A 16,120-nucleotide genomic window follows, 5' to 3' on the forward strand; every position below is an offset into this window, starting at 1 on the left:
CGCGGGATGCCCATATAGTCCCTCCCTGAGAAGCTGAGTAGTGGCCAACACAAGTGAGAGAACCATGGTGACAGCAGAAACAACGAATCCCACGCGCTTCGGCAGCGGCCAGGCGGTCCGTCGGCTCGAGGACGAGAGCCTCCTGGCCGGCGCCGGGCGCTACACCGACGACGTCGCGCTAGCGCGTCAGACCCACCTGTACTTCGTGCGTTCCCCTTATCCGCATGCGCGCGTGGCAGCGATCGATGCCGCCGCCGCGGCCGCGATGCCCGGCGTCTTGCGCGTGCTGACCGGCGCCGATCTGCAGCAGGCTGGCGTCAAGCCGATGCCGGGGGCCGTGGCCTTCAAGCGCGCCGACGGCTCCGATTGCGCTTCGCCGCCGCGGCATGTACTGGCGATCGACACGGTGCGCTTCGTCGGCGAGCCGGTGGCCGCCGTGATCGCCGAAACGGCGGCCCAGGCGCGCGACGCGGGCGAGGCGGTGATGGTCGACTACGAGGAACTCCCGATGGTGGTGGACACGCAGGCCGCCGCCGCGGACGGCGCGCCGCTGGTCTGGGGCGAAGCCACCGGCAACATCGCCGCCGAGATGCGCCACGGCAGCGCCGAGGCAGCCAGCGACGCCTTCGCCCGCGCCGACCACGTGGTGGCGCTGGACGTCGTCAACCAGCGGGTGGTCGCGCTCACCATCGAGCCGCGCTCGGTGCTGGTCGATGTCGACCCGGCCTCCGGGCGCCTCACGATGCGGATGAGCACCCAGATGCCCTCGGGCGTGCGCAACTCGGTCTGCGAGGCCACCGGCCTGCCGACCGAGCAGGTGCGCGTGGTGGTGGGCGACGTGGGCGGCGGCTTCGGCATGAAGACCGGCGCCTATCCGGAAGACATCGTGGTGGCCTTCGCGGCGCACACGCTGCAACGCCCCGTGAAATGGGTAGCCGACCGCAGCGAGGAATTCCTCTCCACTTCCCACGGCCGCGACATCGAGGCGCGGGCCGAGCTCGCGCTCGATGCCAAGGGCAAGATTCTGGCGCTACGCATCCGCACCCTGGCCAACGTGGGCGCCTATGCCACCGGCACCGGCGTCGCGATCCAGCTCTTGATCGGCCCGTGGGTGCAGACCAGCGTCTACGACATCCAGACCATCGACTTCGATTTCCTGGCGGTGCTCACCAACACCGCGCCGACCGGCGCCTACCGCGGCGCCGGCCGCCCCGAGGCGATCTACACCATCGAGCGGCTGATGGACGAGGCCGCGCGCCAGATCGGCATCGACCGCATCGAGCTGCGCCGGCGCAACTTCATCCAGCCGGCCCAGATGCCCTACACCAACCCGATGCAGCAGACCTACGACACCGGCCGCTTCGAGTCGGTCATGGACCAGGCCCTGGCCCTGGCCGACTGGCAGGGTTTCGACGCGCGGGCCGCCGAATCGAAGCGCCAGGGCCGGCTGCGCGGGCTGGGAATCGCGACCTTCCTGGAGTGGACCGGCGGCAACGTATTCGAGGAGCGGGTGACGGTGGCGGTGCAGGCCGACGGCGTCATCGAGGTGTTCTCGGCCGTCAATGCCATGGGGCAGGGCATCGCGACCACCCTGGCGCAGTTGGTGGTCGATGCCTTCGGCGTCCCGATCGAGAAAGTGCGCATCGTGCTGGGCGACACCGACCGCGGCGACGGCTTCGGCAGCGCCGGCTCGCGCTCCATCTTCACCGGCGGCTCGGCCGTGCGCGTGGGCGCCGAGCGCACCATCGACAAGGCCCGCGTGCTGGCGGCGCAAGAGCTGGAGGTGGCGCCGGAGGACGTCCGCTACGAGGCCGGCGCCTTCAAGGTGGCCGGCACCGACCTGGCGCTGGACCTGTTCGCGCTTGCCGGCCGCCAGCCCGAGGGGCAGATCTTCGTCGACTCCACCAGCACCGTCGCCGGCCCGACCTGGCCCAACGGCTGCCACATCTGCGAGGTGGAGATCGATCCGGAGACGGGCGAGATCGGCGTGGCGGCCTATGCGTCGGTCAACGACGTCGGCCGGGTGATCAACCCGATGATCGTGCGCGGCCAGCTCGAGGGCGGCGCCGTGCAGGGCATCGGCCAGGCGCTGTGCGAGCGCGTGGTCTACGACGCCGAAACCGGCCAGCCGCTGACCGGCAGCCTGATGGACTACGCGGCGCCGCGCGCCGACATCATGGCCGCAATGTTCAAGACCGAGATGGACCAGAACACGCCCTGCCTGAACAACCCGCTGGGCGTGAAGGGCGTGGGCGAGCTCGGCACCATCGGCGCCACACCGGCCGTGGTCAACGCGGTGGCCGATGCCTTCGCGCGCAACGGCATGGCCGGCCTCACGCCGTGCCTGGACATGCCGTTGACGCCCGCGCGCGTCTGGCAGCTCATGCAGCCTGGCCCCTGAGGCTCAGAAGTCCTCGAGCGGCAGCCCGACGTAGTTCTCGGCCAGCGAGGTCGATGCCGCGCCGGAATGCACCAGGTAGTCGAGCTCGGCCTCCTGGATCTTCTGCCCGAACTCGCCGGTGTCCGGGAAGCGGTGCATCAGCGAAGTGAACCACCACGAGAAGCGCTCGGCCTTCCAGATCCGGCGCAGGCACAGCTCGGAGTAGCGGTCGAGCGCCGATGCGCTGTGCTCGCGGTAGAAGACCTCGAGGGCGCGCGACAGGTAGCCCACATCCGCGGTGGCCAGGTTCAGGCCCTTGGCACCCGTGGGCGGCACGATGTGGGCCGCATCGCCGGCCAGGAGCAGGCGGCCGAAGCGCATCGGCTCGGCGACGAAGCTGCGCAGCGGCGCGATGCTCTTTTCCAGGGAGGGGCCGGTTACCAGGTGCTCGCGAGCCTCGGGGTCCAGGCGCAGGCGCAGCTCGTTCCAGAAGGCCTCGTCGCTCCAGTTCTCCACGCGCTCCTCCACCGGCACCTGCACGTAGTAGCGGCTGCGCGTGGCGCTGCGCATGCTGCACAGCGCAAAGCCGCGCGGCGTGTTGGCGTAGATCAGTTCGTGCGACACCGGCGGCACGTCGGCCAGCACGCCCAACCAGCCGAAGGGGTAGACCTTCTCGTAGGTGTGAATGGCGCCGGCCGGCACGCTGGCGCGGCTCACGCCGTGGTAGCCGTCGCAGCCGGCGATGAAGTCGCATTCGATCTCGTGGGTGGCGCCGTCCTTCTCGTAGCGCACCGTCGGCCGCTCGCCGTCGAAGCCGTGCAGGCTGACCGGCGAGGCGCCGTAGATCGTCTCCAGGCCCTCGGCCTCGCGGGCGTTCATCAGGTCGTGCGTGACCTCCGTCTGGCCGTAGACCGTGACCTGCTTGCCGCCGGTCAGGCCGTGCAGATCGATGCGGTGGCGCGCGCCCTTGAACAGCAGCTCGATGCCCTCGTGCGGCAGCCCCTCGGCCTTGGCGCGGGCGTCGACGCCGGCGCGCGCCAGCAGGTCCATCGTGACCTGCTCCAGCACGCCGGCGCGGATGCGGCCCAGCACGTAGGCGCCGGTCTGGCGCTCGATGATGACGTTGTCGATGCCGGCCTTGAAGAGCAGCTGGCCGAGCAGCAGGCCGGCGGGGCCTGCGCCGATGATGGCGACCTGGGTGCGCATGGATGTCTCCTTGGATGTTGGGCCAAGCGTAGGGCGAAGCGGCCGTCATGGCATCACCCCGGGCCATCCTCTGTGCGATGATGAGGCCGCCTGCGCGATGATCGCGCAACACCTGAATTCCGCCGCCGTCATGACCATCGCCAAGCCGGACTTCATCGAGGGCATCGCCAAGGGCATGGCCGTGCTCGAGAGCTTCGACACCGAGCGCCAGCGCCTCAATGCCACGCTGGCGGCCGAGCGCGCCGGCCTGACGCGTGCCGCCGCCCGGCGCCACCTGCTCACGCTCGCCCATCTGGGCTACCTCGAGACCGACGGCAGCTACTTCTGGATGTCGCCGAAGGTGCTGCGCTTCTCCGGCAGCTACCTGGCTTCCTCGCGGCTGCCGCGCGCGCTGCAGCCCACGCTGAACCGGCTCGCGGCGCAGACCGGAGAGTCCTTCTCGGCCGTGGTGCTCGACGGCGAGGAGGTGGTGATCATCGCGCGCAGCGGCGCCTACGTCACGCCGACCCGCGTGCTGGCCTACGGCCTGCACCTCGGCGCGCGCCTGCCCGCGCACGCGACCTCGACCGGCTGCGTCATGCTGGCGTCGATGAGCACGGCGCAGCTCGCGCAATGGCTCAAGGGCCGCGTGCTGCCGCGCATCACGCCGCACACCATCACGCAGGCGCGCGTGCTGCGCCAGCGCATCGCCCAGGTCCGCAAGGACGACTTCTGCTTCGCCAGCGAGGAGCACGAGCTGGGCGTGCAGGCACTGGCGGTTCCGTTGCGCGACATGCAGGGCCACACGGTGGCGGCGCTCAACGTGGTGCTGTCCGGGGGCCGCCACCCGGAGGAGGCGCTGCGCCGCGACATGCTGCCGCTGCTGTTCGAGGCGGCGCGCGAGGTGCGCTCGCTGCTCTGAACTTCGTCCAAGCTACGATCTCGAACGATCCTTTGCCGGATGATTCCACCATGCGACTGCTGCTGCTCGAAGACGACGTGATGATCGGCGAGGCCGTGCTGGACCTGCTGCGGGCCGAGAACTACGCGGTCGACTGGGTCAAGGACGGCGAGGCCGCCGACACCGCGCTGCGCACCCAGCAATACGACCTGGTGCTGCTCGACCTCGGCGTGCCGCGCCGCGACGGCCTCGAGGTGCTGCGCGCCCTGCGTGCGCGCAAGCAGCGCATGCCGGTGCTGATCGCGACCGCGCGCGACTCGGTGCAGCAGCGCATCGAGGGGCTGGATGCCGGCGCCGACGACTACGTGCTCAAGCCCTACGACCTCGACGAGCTGCTGGCGCGCATCCGCGCCTTGCTGCGCCGCGCGTCGGGCCGGGCCGAGCCGGTCTACGAACACATGGGCGTGAGCATCCACCCGACCACCCGCGAGGTCACGGTCAACGGCCAGCCGGTGGTGCTGTCGGCCCGCGAATGGGCGGTGCTCGAGCCGCTGATCGCGCGGCCCGGCATGGTGCTGTCGCGTGCGCAGCTCGAAGAAAAGCTCTACGGCTGGAAGGACGAGATCAGCAGCAACGCGGTCGAGGTCTATGTGCACGGGCTGCGCAAGAAGCTCGGTGCGGACCTGATCCGCAATGTGCGGGGGGTGGGGTACATGGTGCCGAGGGAATGAAGCGCGCAGCGCCGGGCCGCCCCAAGCAAGCGCGCGCCCCCTCGGGGGGCAGCGAGGACACGCAGTGCCGAGCGTGGGGACAGACATGAAGTCTTTACGCGCGCGTCTTCTGTGGTTCCTGCTCGCGGCGATCGTGCTCGCCGCCGGCTCCCAGGCCTTCGTCGCCTACCGCACGGTGCTGAACGAAGCCGACGAGATCTTCGACTACCACATGCAGCAGATGGCGCTCTCGCTGCGCGCCGGCCTGCCGCCCAGCGCGGCCGTCAGCGGGCTCAGCGACGGCGACGAGAACTTCGAGTTCGTGGTGCAGGTGTGGACCATCGACGGGCAGCGCATCTTCGAATCGGCCGCGCAGGCCGCGTTGCCGCAACGCGCGGTGCTGGGCTTCTCGAACGTCCGGGCGCGCGGCACCACCTACCGCGTGTTCTCGCTGCAGAGCCGCACGCTGGTGATCCAGGTGGCGCAGGACATGGCGGCACGCCGCCACATGGCCGGCACGCTGGCGCTGCGCACCGTCGGGCCGATCGCGCTGGCCGCGCCGCTCCTGATGCTGGTGGTGTGGTGGGTGGTGAGCCGATCGCTGGCCCCGGTGGCGCGGGTGCGGGGGCAGGTCGCAGCGAGGCAGGCCGACGACCTGTCGCCGGTGAGCGAGAGCGGCCTGCCCGAGGAAGTGCGCCCGCTGGTGCATGAGCTCAACCTGCTGTTCGAGCGCGTGCGCCACGCCTTCGAGGCGCAGAAGCACTTCGTGGCCGATGCCGCGCACGAGCTGCGATCGCCGCTGGCCGCGCTCAAGCTGCAGGTGCAGAGCCTGAAGCGCGCGCCCGACGAGGCCACGCGCGAGCTGGCCGTCAACCGCCTGGCCGCGGGCATCGACCGCGCGACGCGGCTGGTCGAGCAGATGCTGGCGCTCGCGCGGCAGGAAGCCAGCGCCAGCGCCGATATGCCGCCGGAAGCGGTGGAGCTGCAGGAGGTCGCGCGGCTCGCGCTCTCCGACGCCATCGCGGCCGCCCAGGCGCGGCGCATCGACATCGGCATCGCCAGCGCCGACGCGTCCCGGGTGCGGGGTCGACCGGAGGCCCTGCGCACGCTGCTGCGCAACCTGCTCGACAACGCCGTCAAGTACACACCCGAGGGCGGGCGCGTCGACATCCGCATCGCGCAGCAGGCGCACGGTGCCGAACTGGCCGTGGAAGACAGCGGCCCGGGCCTGCCGGCCGAGGAGCGCGAGCGCGTGCTCGACCGCTTCTATCGCTCGGGCGAGTCGCAGGCGCCGGGCAGCGGCCTGGGACTGGCGATCGTGAAGTCCATCGCCGACCAGCATGGCGCGACGCTGGACATCGGGCATTCGGAGAGCCTCGGGGGCCTGCGCGTGAGGCTGCGTTTCCCTTCGATCGTTTAAGGCGGGCCTAAGCGATGTGACCGACATTCCCTTTCATCGTGTTTCCCGTTGACACCTCGAAAGGAACTTCCATGAATGTCCGTCTGAACTCGCCCCGTGCCCTCGCTGCTGCCCTGGTGGCCGCCGGGGTGATCGGCGCCGTCGGCGCGGGCGCCTACACCAGTGCCATTGCCGTGGGCACGCCGGCCCCGGCGCCTGCCGCGGCGGCGCCGCTGGTCACCATGCCCGACTTCTCCACCATCACCTCGCGCGACGGTCCTGCCGTGGTCAACATCAGCGTGACCGGCACCACCAAGACCTCGATGGAGGGCATGGCCGGCATCGACCCGGACGACCCGATGTTCGAGTTCTTCCGCCGCTTCGGAGGCCAGTTCGGCCAGCGCGGCCCGCAGCGCGACGTGCCGGTGCGCGGCCAGGGCTCGGGGTTCATCGTGAGCCCCGACGGCATCATCATGACCAACGCCCACGTGGTGAAGGATGCCAACGAGGTCACGGTCAAGCTCACCGACCGCCGCGAGTTCCGCGCCAAGGTGCTGGGCTCGGACGCCAAGACCGACATTGCCGTGCTCAAGATCGACGCCAGGAACCTGCCGACCTTGACGCTGGGCAACACCAAGGACCTCAAGGTCGGCGAATGGGTGCTCGCCATCGGCTCGCCCTTCGGCTTCGAGAACACGGTGACGGCCGGCGTGGTGAGCGCCAAGGGCCGCTCGCTGCCCGACGACAGTTACGTGCCCTTCATCCAGACCGACGTGGCGGTGAACCCCGGCAACTCGGGCGGGCCGCTCCTGAATACGCGCGGCGAGGTGGTGGGCATCAACTCGCAGATCTACAGCCGCAGCGGCGGCTACCAGGGCGTGTCCTTCGCGATCCCGATCGACGTCGCCGTGCAGGTGAAGGACCAGATCGTCGCCACCGGCAAGGCCAGCCATGCACGGCTGGGCGTGGCGGTGCAGGAGGTCAACCAGGCCTTCGCCGACTCCTTCAAGCTCGACAAGCCCGAAGGCGCGCTGGTGTCGAACGTGGAGAAGGGCGGCCCGGCCGATCAGGCCGGCCTGCGCTCGGGCGACGTGATCCGCAAGGTCGACGGCGAGCCCATCGTCGCTTCGGGCGACCTGCCGGCCCTGATCGGCCAGAGGAAGCCCGGAAGCCGCATCACGCTGGACGTGTGGCGCCAGGGCGAGCGCCACGAGATCAGCGCCCGGCTGGGCGATGCCGGCGAGAAGATCGCCACAGTGGCCAGGAACGACGCCGGCGCCGGCCACGGCAAGCTCGGCCTCGCGCTGCGGCCCTTGCAGCCGCAGGAGCGGCGCGAGGCCCATGTGGAGGCCGGCCTGCTGATCGAGGATGCAGGCGGCCCCGCGGCCCTGGCCGGCGTGCAGGCCGGCGACGTGCTGCTGGCCATCAACGGCACGCCCGCCAAGAGCGTGGAGCAGGTGCGCGAGGTGGCGGCGAAGGCCGACAAGTCGGTCGCGCTGCTGATCCAGCGCGACGGCGACCGGATCTTCGTGCCGGTTCGCCTGGGCTGAAAGGCGGGCGCCGTGCCACTGCGGCGCCCTTCACGCTATGGCCAACGGCCTACCTCAGCTGGAGGAGGCATCGTGCAAAAGTGCCTTGGCCGATATTGCACTGGCTGTAACAATTCGCGACATTGAATAAGAGGTTTCCCCATGTCGCTGCGTGATCTTGCCCTGACGGTTCTCGAACTCGAACCCAATGAATTCCATTGGGTGTTGATGGAAGCAGTGCAGGCGGATTCCGACGAGTGCCTGGTTTACCGCCCGGTGGATTCCTCGACCCGGGGCCTGCCCGACTACTCCGAGGCGCTGATCCAGGGCGCATCGGCACTGCGCGGGCTGCAGGGCCTGGCGCCCTTCGGCAGGCCGCCGACGCCGGTGGGCATCGGCGATGGGGAGGCGCCGCCGGTCACGCGACACGCTGCCGTGCGCGACACGCACGAGCCGGGGTCGGACGAGGACTCCTGCCTGTTCACCACCGATCACTCGATCCTGTAGGCGGCCTGCTCCGCAAGCGCGGTCAGCCGGCCGGCAGTTCGTCGCGGCGCGGCATGTCGGCGCCGCGCCGCGAGCAGGTGATCGCGGCGGCCCGGGCAGCGAAGCGCAGCAGGGCCGAAAGGCGCTGCGCATCGAGCGCCTCGAGGCCCGCCAGGTTCAGTGCCTGCTGTTCGTCCAGCCAGGTGAGGAGCGCGGCCTGGAAGGTGTCGCCCGCACCGACCGCGTCCACCACTTCGACCGCGACTGCAGCCTCGGCGGCATGCGCACCCGGCGTCCACGCCTCGCTGCCCTGGGCGCCGCGCGTGAGCACCACCAGGCGCGCGCCCAGCGACAGCCAGCGCCGCGCCACCTCGGCAGGCGCCGAGTGCGGGTACAACAGCCCCAGGTCCTCGTCGCTCACCTTCACGATGTGCGAGAGCGCCGCCATGGCCTCGACCGTGGTGCGCCAGCGCGCGAGGTCGGGCTCGACGTTGAGCCGCACGTTGGGGTCGTAGGCCACCAGGCAGCGGCCGCGCTCGCGCGCGGCCAGGGCACGCAGCGCGCTGCCGACCGGCTCCACCACCAGCGCGTAGGAACCGAACTGCAGCACGCGGACCTCCGGCGGCAGCGTGGGCAAGCTGGCTTCGTCGATTTCCCGGTCCGCCGCGCCGTGGCCGTAGAAGGCGTAGTGCGGCACGCCGGCCGCGTCGACGCTCACCACGCTCAGGGTGCTCGGCGCATCGCTGCGCAGCACCAGGCGCGTGTCCACGTCTTCCGCGGCCAGCGCCTGCATCAGCCGCTCGCCCGCCGCGTCGCGCGACAGGCCGGTGAGCAGCGCCGAGCGGCGCCCCAGCCGCGCCAGGCCCACCGCCACATTGAAGGGCGAGCCGCCGATGCGCGCGTCCAGGTGCAGGCCGGTGGGCGTCGTCTCCAGCACGTAGACATCCATCAGGGCTTCGCCGCAGACCACGAACATGTCATTCATCCTTGAGGGCCGAACCGGAACCGCCGAAGAGCGGGCGCAGCCCGGCGTAGAGCGCCTTGAAGCGTGCATGCCGGGCGCGAAGCGGGTCGGCCGGCGAGCCGGCCGGCTCGTAGCGCTGCCGCAGCACGGGGCGGCGGCAGACCTCGGCCAGGGCGCCGCCGTCCGACAGCCAGGCGAGGCGCGCCGCGCCCAGCGCTGCGCCGGCCTCGCTGCCTTCGCAGATCGCCAGCGGCGTCTCCAGCACATCGGCCAGCAACTGCGCCCACCAGGCACTGCGCGCGCCGCCGCCGACCAGCACCAGGTCGCCGGCCGGCCGGGCGAGGGTGTCGAGGCCGTCGCGCAGCCCGAAGCTCACCCCCTCCACCACTGCGAAGGCGATGTCGGCCGGCCCGTGCGCATGCGTGAGGCCGAACAGCACGCCCTGGGCGTCGGCATCGTTGTGCGGGGAGCGCTCGCCCGACAGGTAGGGCAGGAACAGCGGCGCGTGCTGCCGCGCCTCGGCGCCGAGCGAGGCGGCTGCGGCCAGCAGCGCCGCCTCGTTGCCGAGGCCGAAGCTGCGCGCGGCCCAGCTCACCGCGCTGGAGGCCGACAGCATCACCGACATCTGATGCCAGCGGCCCGGCAGCGCGTGGCAGAAGGCATGCACAGAAGCCTTGGGGCGGGGCTCGAAGCGTTCGCCGCCGATGAAGATCACGCCGGAGGTGCCGAGGGAGACGAAACCCTGTCCAGCGTCCACCAGCCCCATGCCGACGGCGCTGGCCGCGTTGTCTCCGCCGCCGCCGGCGAGGGGCACGCCGGCCGCCATGCCCCAGCGTTGCGCGAGATCGGGCTTGAGTTGCCCGGCCACGGCGCTGCCCTCGACCAGCCGCGGCATCTGCGCGCGCGACAGGCCGCAGGCGGCCAGCAGTTCGTCGGACCAGTCGCGCGCCCCCACGTCCAGCCACAGCGTGCCCGAGGCGTCCGACATGTCGCTCGCGAACTCGCCGCTCAGCGTGAAGCGCAGCCAGTCCTTGGGCAGCAACACGTGCGCGATGCGCGCGAACAGCTCGGGCTCGTGTTCGCGCATCCACAGCAGCTTGGGCGCGGTGAAGCCCGGCATCGCCAGGTTGCCGGCGATTTCGCCCAGCCGCGGCACCCGCGCGGCGAGGGTGCGGCACTGGGCGGCGCTGCGACCGTCGTTCCAGAGAATGGCGGGGCGCAGCACCCGGTCCTGCGCATCCATGGCGACGGCGCCGTGCATCTGCCCCGACAGGCCGATGGCGCGCACGGCCGAGAGCGCCGATGCCTGCGTGCGCCGCAGCTCGGCCATGACGGACTCCAGCGCCTCCCACCATTGCGAGGGCGCCTGCTCCGACCACAGCGGCGCCGGGCGCTCGACCGTGAGCGGCGCCCGTGCCAGCGCGACGATGCGGTGGTCCGGCGCGAGCAGCAGCGCCTTCAGCTCCGAGGTGCCGAGATCGAGTCCGAGGTACACAAGCGCTGGCCTTCCTTCAGCCGCCGCCGAAGCGGTGGTCGCTCTGGCGCCGGAATTCGGTCGGCGTCATGCCCTTGATCTCCAGGAAGCGACGGTTGAAGTTGGCGACGTTGTTGAAGCCGACCTGGTAGCAGATGTCCGTCACGTAGTGGTCGGTCTGCATCAGCAGGTGGCAGGCGCTGTTGATGCGCACGCGGTTCACGAAGTCGGTGAAGCTGTTGCCGGTCGAGCGCTTGAAGAAGCGGCTGAAGCGGCTCTCGCTCATGCCCAGCTCGGTGGCGATGTCGGCCATGACGATCGGCTCGGCCAGGTTGGAGGTGATGCGATCGACGATGGCGTTGATCTGGTCCACGCCGGCCTCGCCTTCCACGCCCTGCATCTGCACGTTCGAGAGCAGCCGGTAGTCGGTCCACTGCGAGAGGTCGGCCAGGTATTCGCAGAAGAGCGCGAAGCGGCGCAGCCCGCGCGCGCCCTTGACTGCGTCCCAGTGCGCCAGCGCGCGCTCCGCGAGGCCGAAGAACTCGATGCCGTGGCGGGAGCGCTCGAGCAGTTGCAGCACCTCGCGCAACTCCGGGATTTCCTCCGCCGCCCGCTCGATCGGCTCATGCCTGAACTGGATCACGCGGTCGCGCCCGGCCGCGCCGCCCTCGGGCACGTCGAGCGAGATCCAGTTGTGCGGCAGGCGTGGGCCGCACAGCACCAGGTGGCCGGGCTGGAAGGGGCCGATCCAGTCGCCGATGAAGGCCTTGCCCGAGGTCTCGGTGATCAGGTGCAGCTCGTACTCGTCGTGGAAATGCCAGCGCACCAGCGGGCTGGGGAAGCCGTGCGCCAGGCAGCGCACCAGGCCGGTCTCCTCGGGCGCCTCGTAGCCGAGCGAGGGCGAGCGCGTGATGTCGCGCTCCAGCTCGGGCTCGCGGTGACGGGGCAGGTGGCGTTGGCGCGCCGATGTCATGGCCGGTTCCTTCACGCCTTGTCAGCTCATGACGTTACCACCGTCGACATTGAGCGTCTGCGCCGTGATGTAGCGGGCCTCGTCGCTCGCGAGGAAGACGGCGGCGCCGGCGATCTCGTCCGGCGTGCCCATGCGGCCCAGCGGCACCTCGAGGCCGACCCGGCGCTTCTTCTCGCCGGGTGGAAGGCCCTCGTAGCGGGCGAACAGCGCATCGACATGCGCCCACATCGGCGTGTCGACCACGCCCGGCGCGATGGCATTGACGCGAATGCCCTGCGGCGCCATCGCCAGCGCGGCGCTTTGCGTGTAGCTGATGACGGCAGCCTTCGTCGCGCAGTAGTGGGACACCAGCGCCTCGCCGCGGCGGCCGGCCTGCGAGGCCATGTTGATGACCGAGCAGCCCGCCTCGCCGTGGGCCACCATGTGCTGCAGCACGCGCTGCATGACGAAGAACAGGGCCTTCACATTCACTGCAAAGAGGAGGTCGAAGGAGGCCTCGTCGCTCTCCAGCAGCGGCGCCATGTCGAACACCGCGGCGTTGTTGACAAGGGTGTGGATCGGGCCTGCGGCGGCCTGAGCCGATTCGAGCAGCTGCGCGACGGCGTTGGCGTCGGTCACGTCGCCCGGCAGGTAGACCACGTGGCCGGGATGGCTGCGCTGCAGCAGCGCCACGCCGTCCGAGAGCGCGGGCGAGCGGTCGACCAGCGTGCAGCGCGCGCCCTGTTGCAGGCAGGCTTCGGCGATGGCGAGTCCGATCCCGCCGCCGGCACCGGTCACGAGCACATGGCGTTGTGCGAGACGGCTGCTCATGAACTTCTCTCCTCGATGAAGGCGCGCACGCGCGCCGATGCTGCGCGCACCGCTTCGATCAGGCGCAGGTCGCCGGCGGTGTCGCCCCAGAGACCTGCGTCGCTGCACAGCGCTTCGACGGGGTCGTGCGCGTCGCAGATCGCATGCGCGCCCGCCTCGTCCATGCCCTGGTCCTGGTAGACGTAGGGCAGGGTGCCGGCATGCCAGCGGCGCAGGAAGAACAGGAAGAGGGCGGGCAGCACCGCCACGCTGGCGATGCCTTCGCCGCGCGCCAGGCGCTCGCGCACGGTGGGCGCGATGAAGCCCGGGATCTTCGAGAAGCCGTCCATCGCCACGCGCTGGTTGGTGTCGCGGATCGCGGGATTGCCGAAGCGCTCCAGCACCACGTCGCGGTAAGCCGGCAGGTCCACCGGGCTCGGATGGCCGGGCGTATTCAGGCAGGGAATCACGTCCTCGGTCACGTAGTCGAAGGCCATCTGCCGGATCGCGGGCGTGTGCGTGCCCTCGTGGATGTACTGCAGGCCGACCAGCGTGCCGGCCCAGGCGATGCAGCTGTGGCTGGCGTTGAGGATGCGGATCTTCGCTTCCTCGTAGGGTGCCACCGAATCGACCAGCTCCACGCCCACGCGGGCCCAGTCGGGGCGGCCGTGGATGAAGTCGTCCTCGATCACCCACTGGGTGAAGCGCTCGGCCGTGACCGGCGCGGCATCGTCCCAGCCGGTCGCCTCGCGCACGCGCTCACGCAGCTCCGGCGGCGGGCGCGGCGTGATGCGGTCGACCATCGCGTTGGGGCAGGTGGTGTTCTCGCGCACCCAGGTCGCCAGCGCGGGCAGGCCGGCCTGCTCGATGAATTGGAGCAGGCCCCGGCGGAAGCGCTCGCCGTTGTGGCGCAGGTTGTCGCAGTTGAGCAGCGTCACCGCGCCTGCGTCGGCAGCAGCGCTGCGGGCGCGCAGGATGGCGCAGACCGCGCCGTAGATGGTCTGGCCGGCCTCGCCGCGCCGGGCGCGCGCGAGGTCCTCGGCCAGCTCGGCGGCGCTCGTGTCGAGGCGGTCCTGCGGGTCGAGGTAGTAGCCGGCCTCGGTCACGGTGAAGGAGACGATGCGCGTGCGCGGATCGGCCCCGCGCGCGACCACCGCCGCCAGCGACGGCTCCCAGGGCAGCACCTCGCGAATGGCGCCGATGCGCTGGTAGCGGTAGTCGCCGGCCGGCGAGACGGTCTCGACCGTGTAGCAGCCGTCCTGGGCCCGCAGGGTGTCCAGCAGCTCGGCCATGTCGGGCCGCAGGTTGGCGCCCGAGAGCGACCAGCGCGCGTCGCCGGCCTCGATCAGCTGCTGCAGGTAGACCGCCTGGTGGGCGCGATGGAAAGAGCCGAGTCCGAGATGCAGGATCACGAACTCCGAGAGAAGCGGAAGGGACATGGGGCGAAGCGTTCAGGCGGCGACGGCGCGGCCTTCCCGGTTGAAGAAATGCAGCACCGAGGGATCGAGCTCGACGCTCACCGGGTCGCCCGGGTGCAGCGGCGTGCGCTCGTTCTGGCGCGCCACCAGCGGCACGCCGCCCACGTCCACGTGGATCAGCGTGTCGGCGCCGAGCGCCTCGATCAGCTCGACGCGCGCCGGCGCGCCGTTTGCGGTGCCCGGATGCACGCGCAGGCCCTCCGGCCGCACGCCCAGGAAGCCGTCGGTGGGCAGGCGGCCATTGACCTGCGCGGTGAAGCTCGGGATCGCGCGCGCCTGCACCATGTTCATCGAGGGCATGCCGATGAACTGGGCCACGAACTGGTTGGCGGGCCGGTCGTAGAGCTCCATCGGCGTGCCGACCTGCTCGATCAGGCCGTCGCGCAGCACCACCACGCGGTCGGCCAGCGTCATGGCCTCGACCTGGTCGTGCGTCACGTAGATGCTGGTGGCGCCGAGCGCGCGGTGCAGCTTGCTGATCTCCACGCGCGTGTTGCCGCGCAGCGCGGCGTCCAGGTTGGACAGCGGCTCGTCGAACAGGAAGACCTTGGGGGCGCGCACGATGGCGCGGCCGATCGCCACGCGCTGGCGCTGCCCGCCCGAGAGCTCCTTCGGCGTGCGGTGCAGGTACTGCGTGAGATTCAGGGTCTTGGCCGCGTGGTCGACCTTGGTCTTGATGACGTCTTTCGACACCTTCGCCAGCTTGAGCGCGAAGGACATGTTGTCGAACACGCTCATGTGCGGGTAGAGCGCATAGCTCTGGAACACCATCGCCAGGTCGCGCTTGCCCGAGGGCGTGCGCGTGATGTCCCTGCCGTCGAGCGAGAGCGTGCCGCTGGTGATGGGCTCGAGCCCGGCGATCAGGCGCAGCAGCGTCGACTTGCCGCAGCCCGAGGGACCGACGAAGACGATGAACTCGCCCTTCTCGATCTGCAGGTCCACGCCCTTGATGACGTGGGTGTCGCCGAAGCTCTTCTTGATGTTGTCGAGTTGGAGGTAGGCCATGGAGAAGTCCTTTACTTGACGGCGCCGAAGGTGAGGCCTTGGACCAGTTGCTTCTGGCTGAACCAGCCGAACACCACGATCGGCGCGATGGCCAGCAGCGAGGCGGCCGAGAGCTTGGCCCAGAACAGGCCTTCGGGGCTGGAGTAGGAAGCGATCAGCACCGCCAGCGTGCCCGCCTTGGCCGAGCTGAGGTTGAGTGCCCAGAAGGCCTCGTTCCAGCTCAGCACCAGGCACAGCAGGCCCGTGGAGGCGAGCCCGCCGACCGACAGCGGCATCACGACGTTGCGGAACTCCGTCCACAGGTTGGCACCGTCCATGCGCGCGGCTTCGAGGATCTCCGCCGGGATGTCCTTGAAGCTGGTGTAGAGCATCCACACCATGATGGGCAGGTTCGACAGTGTGAAGACGATGACGAGCGCGGTGCGCGAGTCCAGCAGGCCGGCGGTCTGCGCGAGCACGTAGATCGGCACCAGCGCGCCGACGGCCGGCATCATCTTGGTGGAGAGCATCCACATCAGGATGTCGCGCGTGCGCTTGGTGCGGAAGAACGCAAACGAATAGGCCGCCGGCGCCGCGATCAACAGGCCGAGGATGGTGGAGCCGATGCTGGTGATCAGCGAGTTCTTGGCGAACAGCAGGTAGTCGCTGCGGCGCTGCACCTCGGCGAAGTTGTCCATCGTGGGCTCGAAGACGAAGAGCGGTGGCACGTGGATCGCCTGCAGCTCGGTCTTGAAGGAGGTCAGCACCAGCCAGCCCAGCGGGAAGAAGAGCAGCAGCGAGACGGCCCAGGCACCGGCGGTGCGCAGGATGAGGGGGACAATGCTGTCGGTTTGCATGTTGATTCCCC

At 70.4% G+C, this 16,120-nt stretch carries 14 protein-coding genes; 6 read left to right on the top strand and 8 right to left on the bottom strand.

Annotated features, from left to right (window positions below; all coding sequences use genetic code 11):
* Positions 1 to 64: 64 nt before the first annotated feature.
* A complete protein-coding gene (locus tag AC3A6X_RS04430; protein ID WP_487840979.1) occupies positions 65 to 2,401 on the top strand; it encodes a xanthine dehydrogenase family protein molybdopterin-binding subunit in 2,337 nt (778 codons plus the stop codon).
* 3 nt (positions 2,402 to 2,404) lie between these two features.
* On the opposite strand, the gene pobA is transcribed toward AC3A6X_RS04430, so the two are convergent.
* Complete coding sequence (pobA, locus tag AC3A6X_RS04435; protein ID WP_487840980.1) at positions 2,405 to 3,586, bottom strand: 4-hydroxybenzoate 3-monooxygenase; 1,182 nt, start codon at positions 3,584 to 3,586, stop codon at positions 2,405 to 2,407.
* Between the two features lie 130 nt (positions 3,587 to 3,716).
* Between pobA and AC3A6X_RS04440 the strand changes: the two genes are divergently transcribed.
* From AC3A6X_RS04440 to AC3A6X_RS04460, 5 genes are all read left to right on the top strand, one after another.
* A complete protein-coding gene (locus AC3A6X_RS04440) occupies positions 3,717 to 4,487 on the top strand; it encodes an IclR family transcriptional regulator domain-containing protein (RefSeq protein WP_309962386.1) in 771 nt (256 codons plus the stop codon).
* Between the two features lie 50 nt (positions 4,488 to 4,537).
* Positions 4,538 to 5,197, top strand: a complete 660-nt coding sequence (locus tag AC3A6X_RS04445; protein ID WP_106554144.1) for a response regulator — start codon at positions 4,538 to 4,540, stop codon at positions 5,195 to 5,197.
* Between the two features lie 85 nt (positions 5,198 to 5,282).
* Positions 5,283 to 6,596, top strand: coding sequence for an ATP-binding protein (locus AC3A6X_RS04450; protein ID WP_487840981.1), 1,314 nt, complete (start codon positions 5,283 to 5,285; stop codon positions 6,594 to 6,596).
* Positions 6,597 to 6,667: 71 nt separating this feature from the next.
* Positions 6,668 to 8,125 (top strand): DegQ family serine endoprotease, encoded by a 1,458-nt coding sequence (locus AC3A6X_RS04455; RefSeq protein WP_487840982.1) that lies wholly within the window; start codon positions 6,668 to 6,670, stop codon positions 8,123 to 8,125.
* A 141-nt stretch (positions 8,126 to 8,266) separates the two neighbouring features.
* The gene (locus AC3A6X_RS04460; RefSeq protein WP_487840983.1) at positions 8,267 to 8,611 is read left to right on the top strand and encodes a hypothetical protein; all 345 of its coding nucleotides are present in this window, start codon (positions 8,267 to 8,269) and stop codon (positions 8,609 to 8,611) included.
* 22 nt (positions 8,612 to 8,633) lie between these two features.
* Here the strand turns inward: AC3A6X_RS04460 and AC3A6X_RS04465 are convergent, their stop codons facing one another.
* From AC3A6X_RS04465 to AC3A6X_RS04495, 7 genes are read right to left on the bottom strand one after another with little or no spacing between them, the layout of a single operon-like run.
* Positions 8,634 to 9,566: a carbohydrate kinase family protein gene (locus AC3A6X_RS04465; RefSeq protein ID WP_487840984.1), complete on the bottom strand. Its 933-nt coding sequence runs from the start codon at positions 9,564 to 9,566 to the stop codon at positions 8,634 to 8,636.
* A 1-nt stretch (position 9,567) separates the two neighbouring features.
* A complete protein-coding gene (gene xylB, locus AC3A6X_RS04470; protein WP_487840985.1) occupies positions 9,568 to 11,049 on the bottom strand; it encodes a xylulokinase in 1,482 nt (493 codons plus the stop codon).
* Between the two features lie 16 nt (positions 11,050 to 11,065).
* Positions 11,066 to 12,001 carry an AraC family transcriptional regulator gene (locus AC3A6X_RS04475; protein ID WP_487840986.1) on the bottom strand — a complete coding sequence of 312 codons (936 nt, stop codon included), beginning with the start codon at positions 11,999 to 12,001 and terminating at the stop codon, positions 11,066 to 11,068.
* 21 nt (positions 12,002 to 12,022) lie between these two features.
* Positions 12,023 to 12,811, bottom strand: a complete 789-nt coding sequence (locus tag AC3A6X_RS04480; protein WP_487840987.1) for an L-iditol 2-dehydrogenase — start codon at positions 12,809 to 12,811, stop codon at positions 12,023 to 12,025.
* A complete protein-coding gene (gene dalD / locus AC3A6X_RS04485; RefSeq protein ID WP_487840988.1) occupies positions 12,808 to 14,229 on the bottom strand; it encodes a D-arabinitol 4-dehydrogenase in 1,422 nt (473 codons plus the stop codon). The genes AC3A6X_RS04480 and dalD overlap by 4 nt, the downstream gene beginning before the upstream one ends.
* Positions 14,230 to 14,241: 12 nt before the next feature.
* On the bottom strand, positions 14,242 to 15,273 hold the full coding sequence (locus AC3A6X_RS04490) for an ABC transporter ATP-binding protein (protein ID WP_487840989.1): 1,032 nt from the start codon (positions 15,271 to 15,273) through the stop codon (positions 14,242 to 14,244).
* An 11-nt stretch (positions 15,274 to 15,284) separates the two neighbouring features.
* Positions 15,285 to 16,109 carry a carbohydrate ABC transporter permease gene (locus tag AC3A6X_RS04495; RefSeq protein ID WP_487840990.1) on the bottom strand — a complete coding sequence of 275 codons (825 nt, stop codon included), beginning with the start codon at positions 16,107 to 16,109 and terminating at the stop codon, positions 15,285 to 15,287.
* Positions 16,110 to 16,120: the final 11 nt, after the last annotated feature.

It is taken from the genome of Variovorax sp. Soil_C_12, assembly GCF_057657375.1.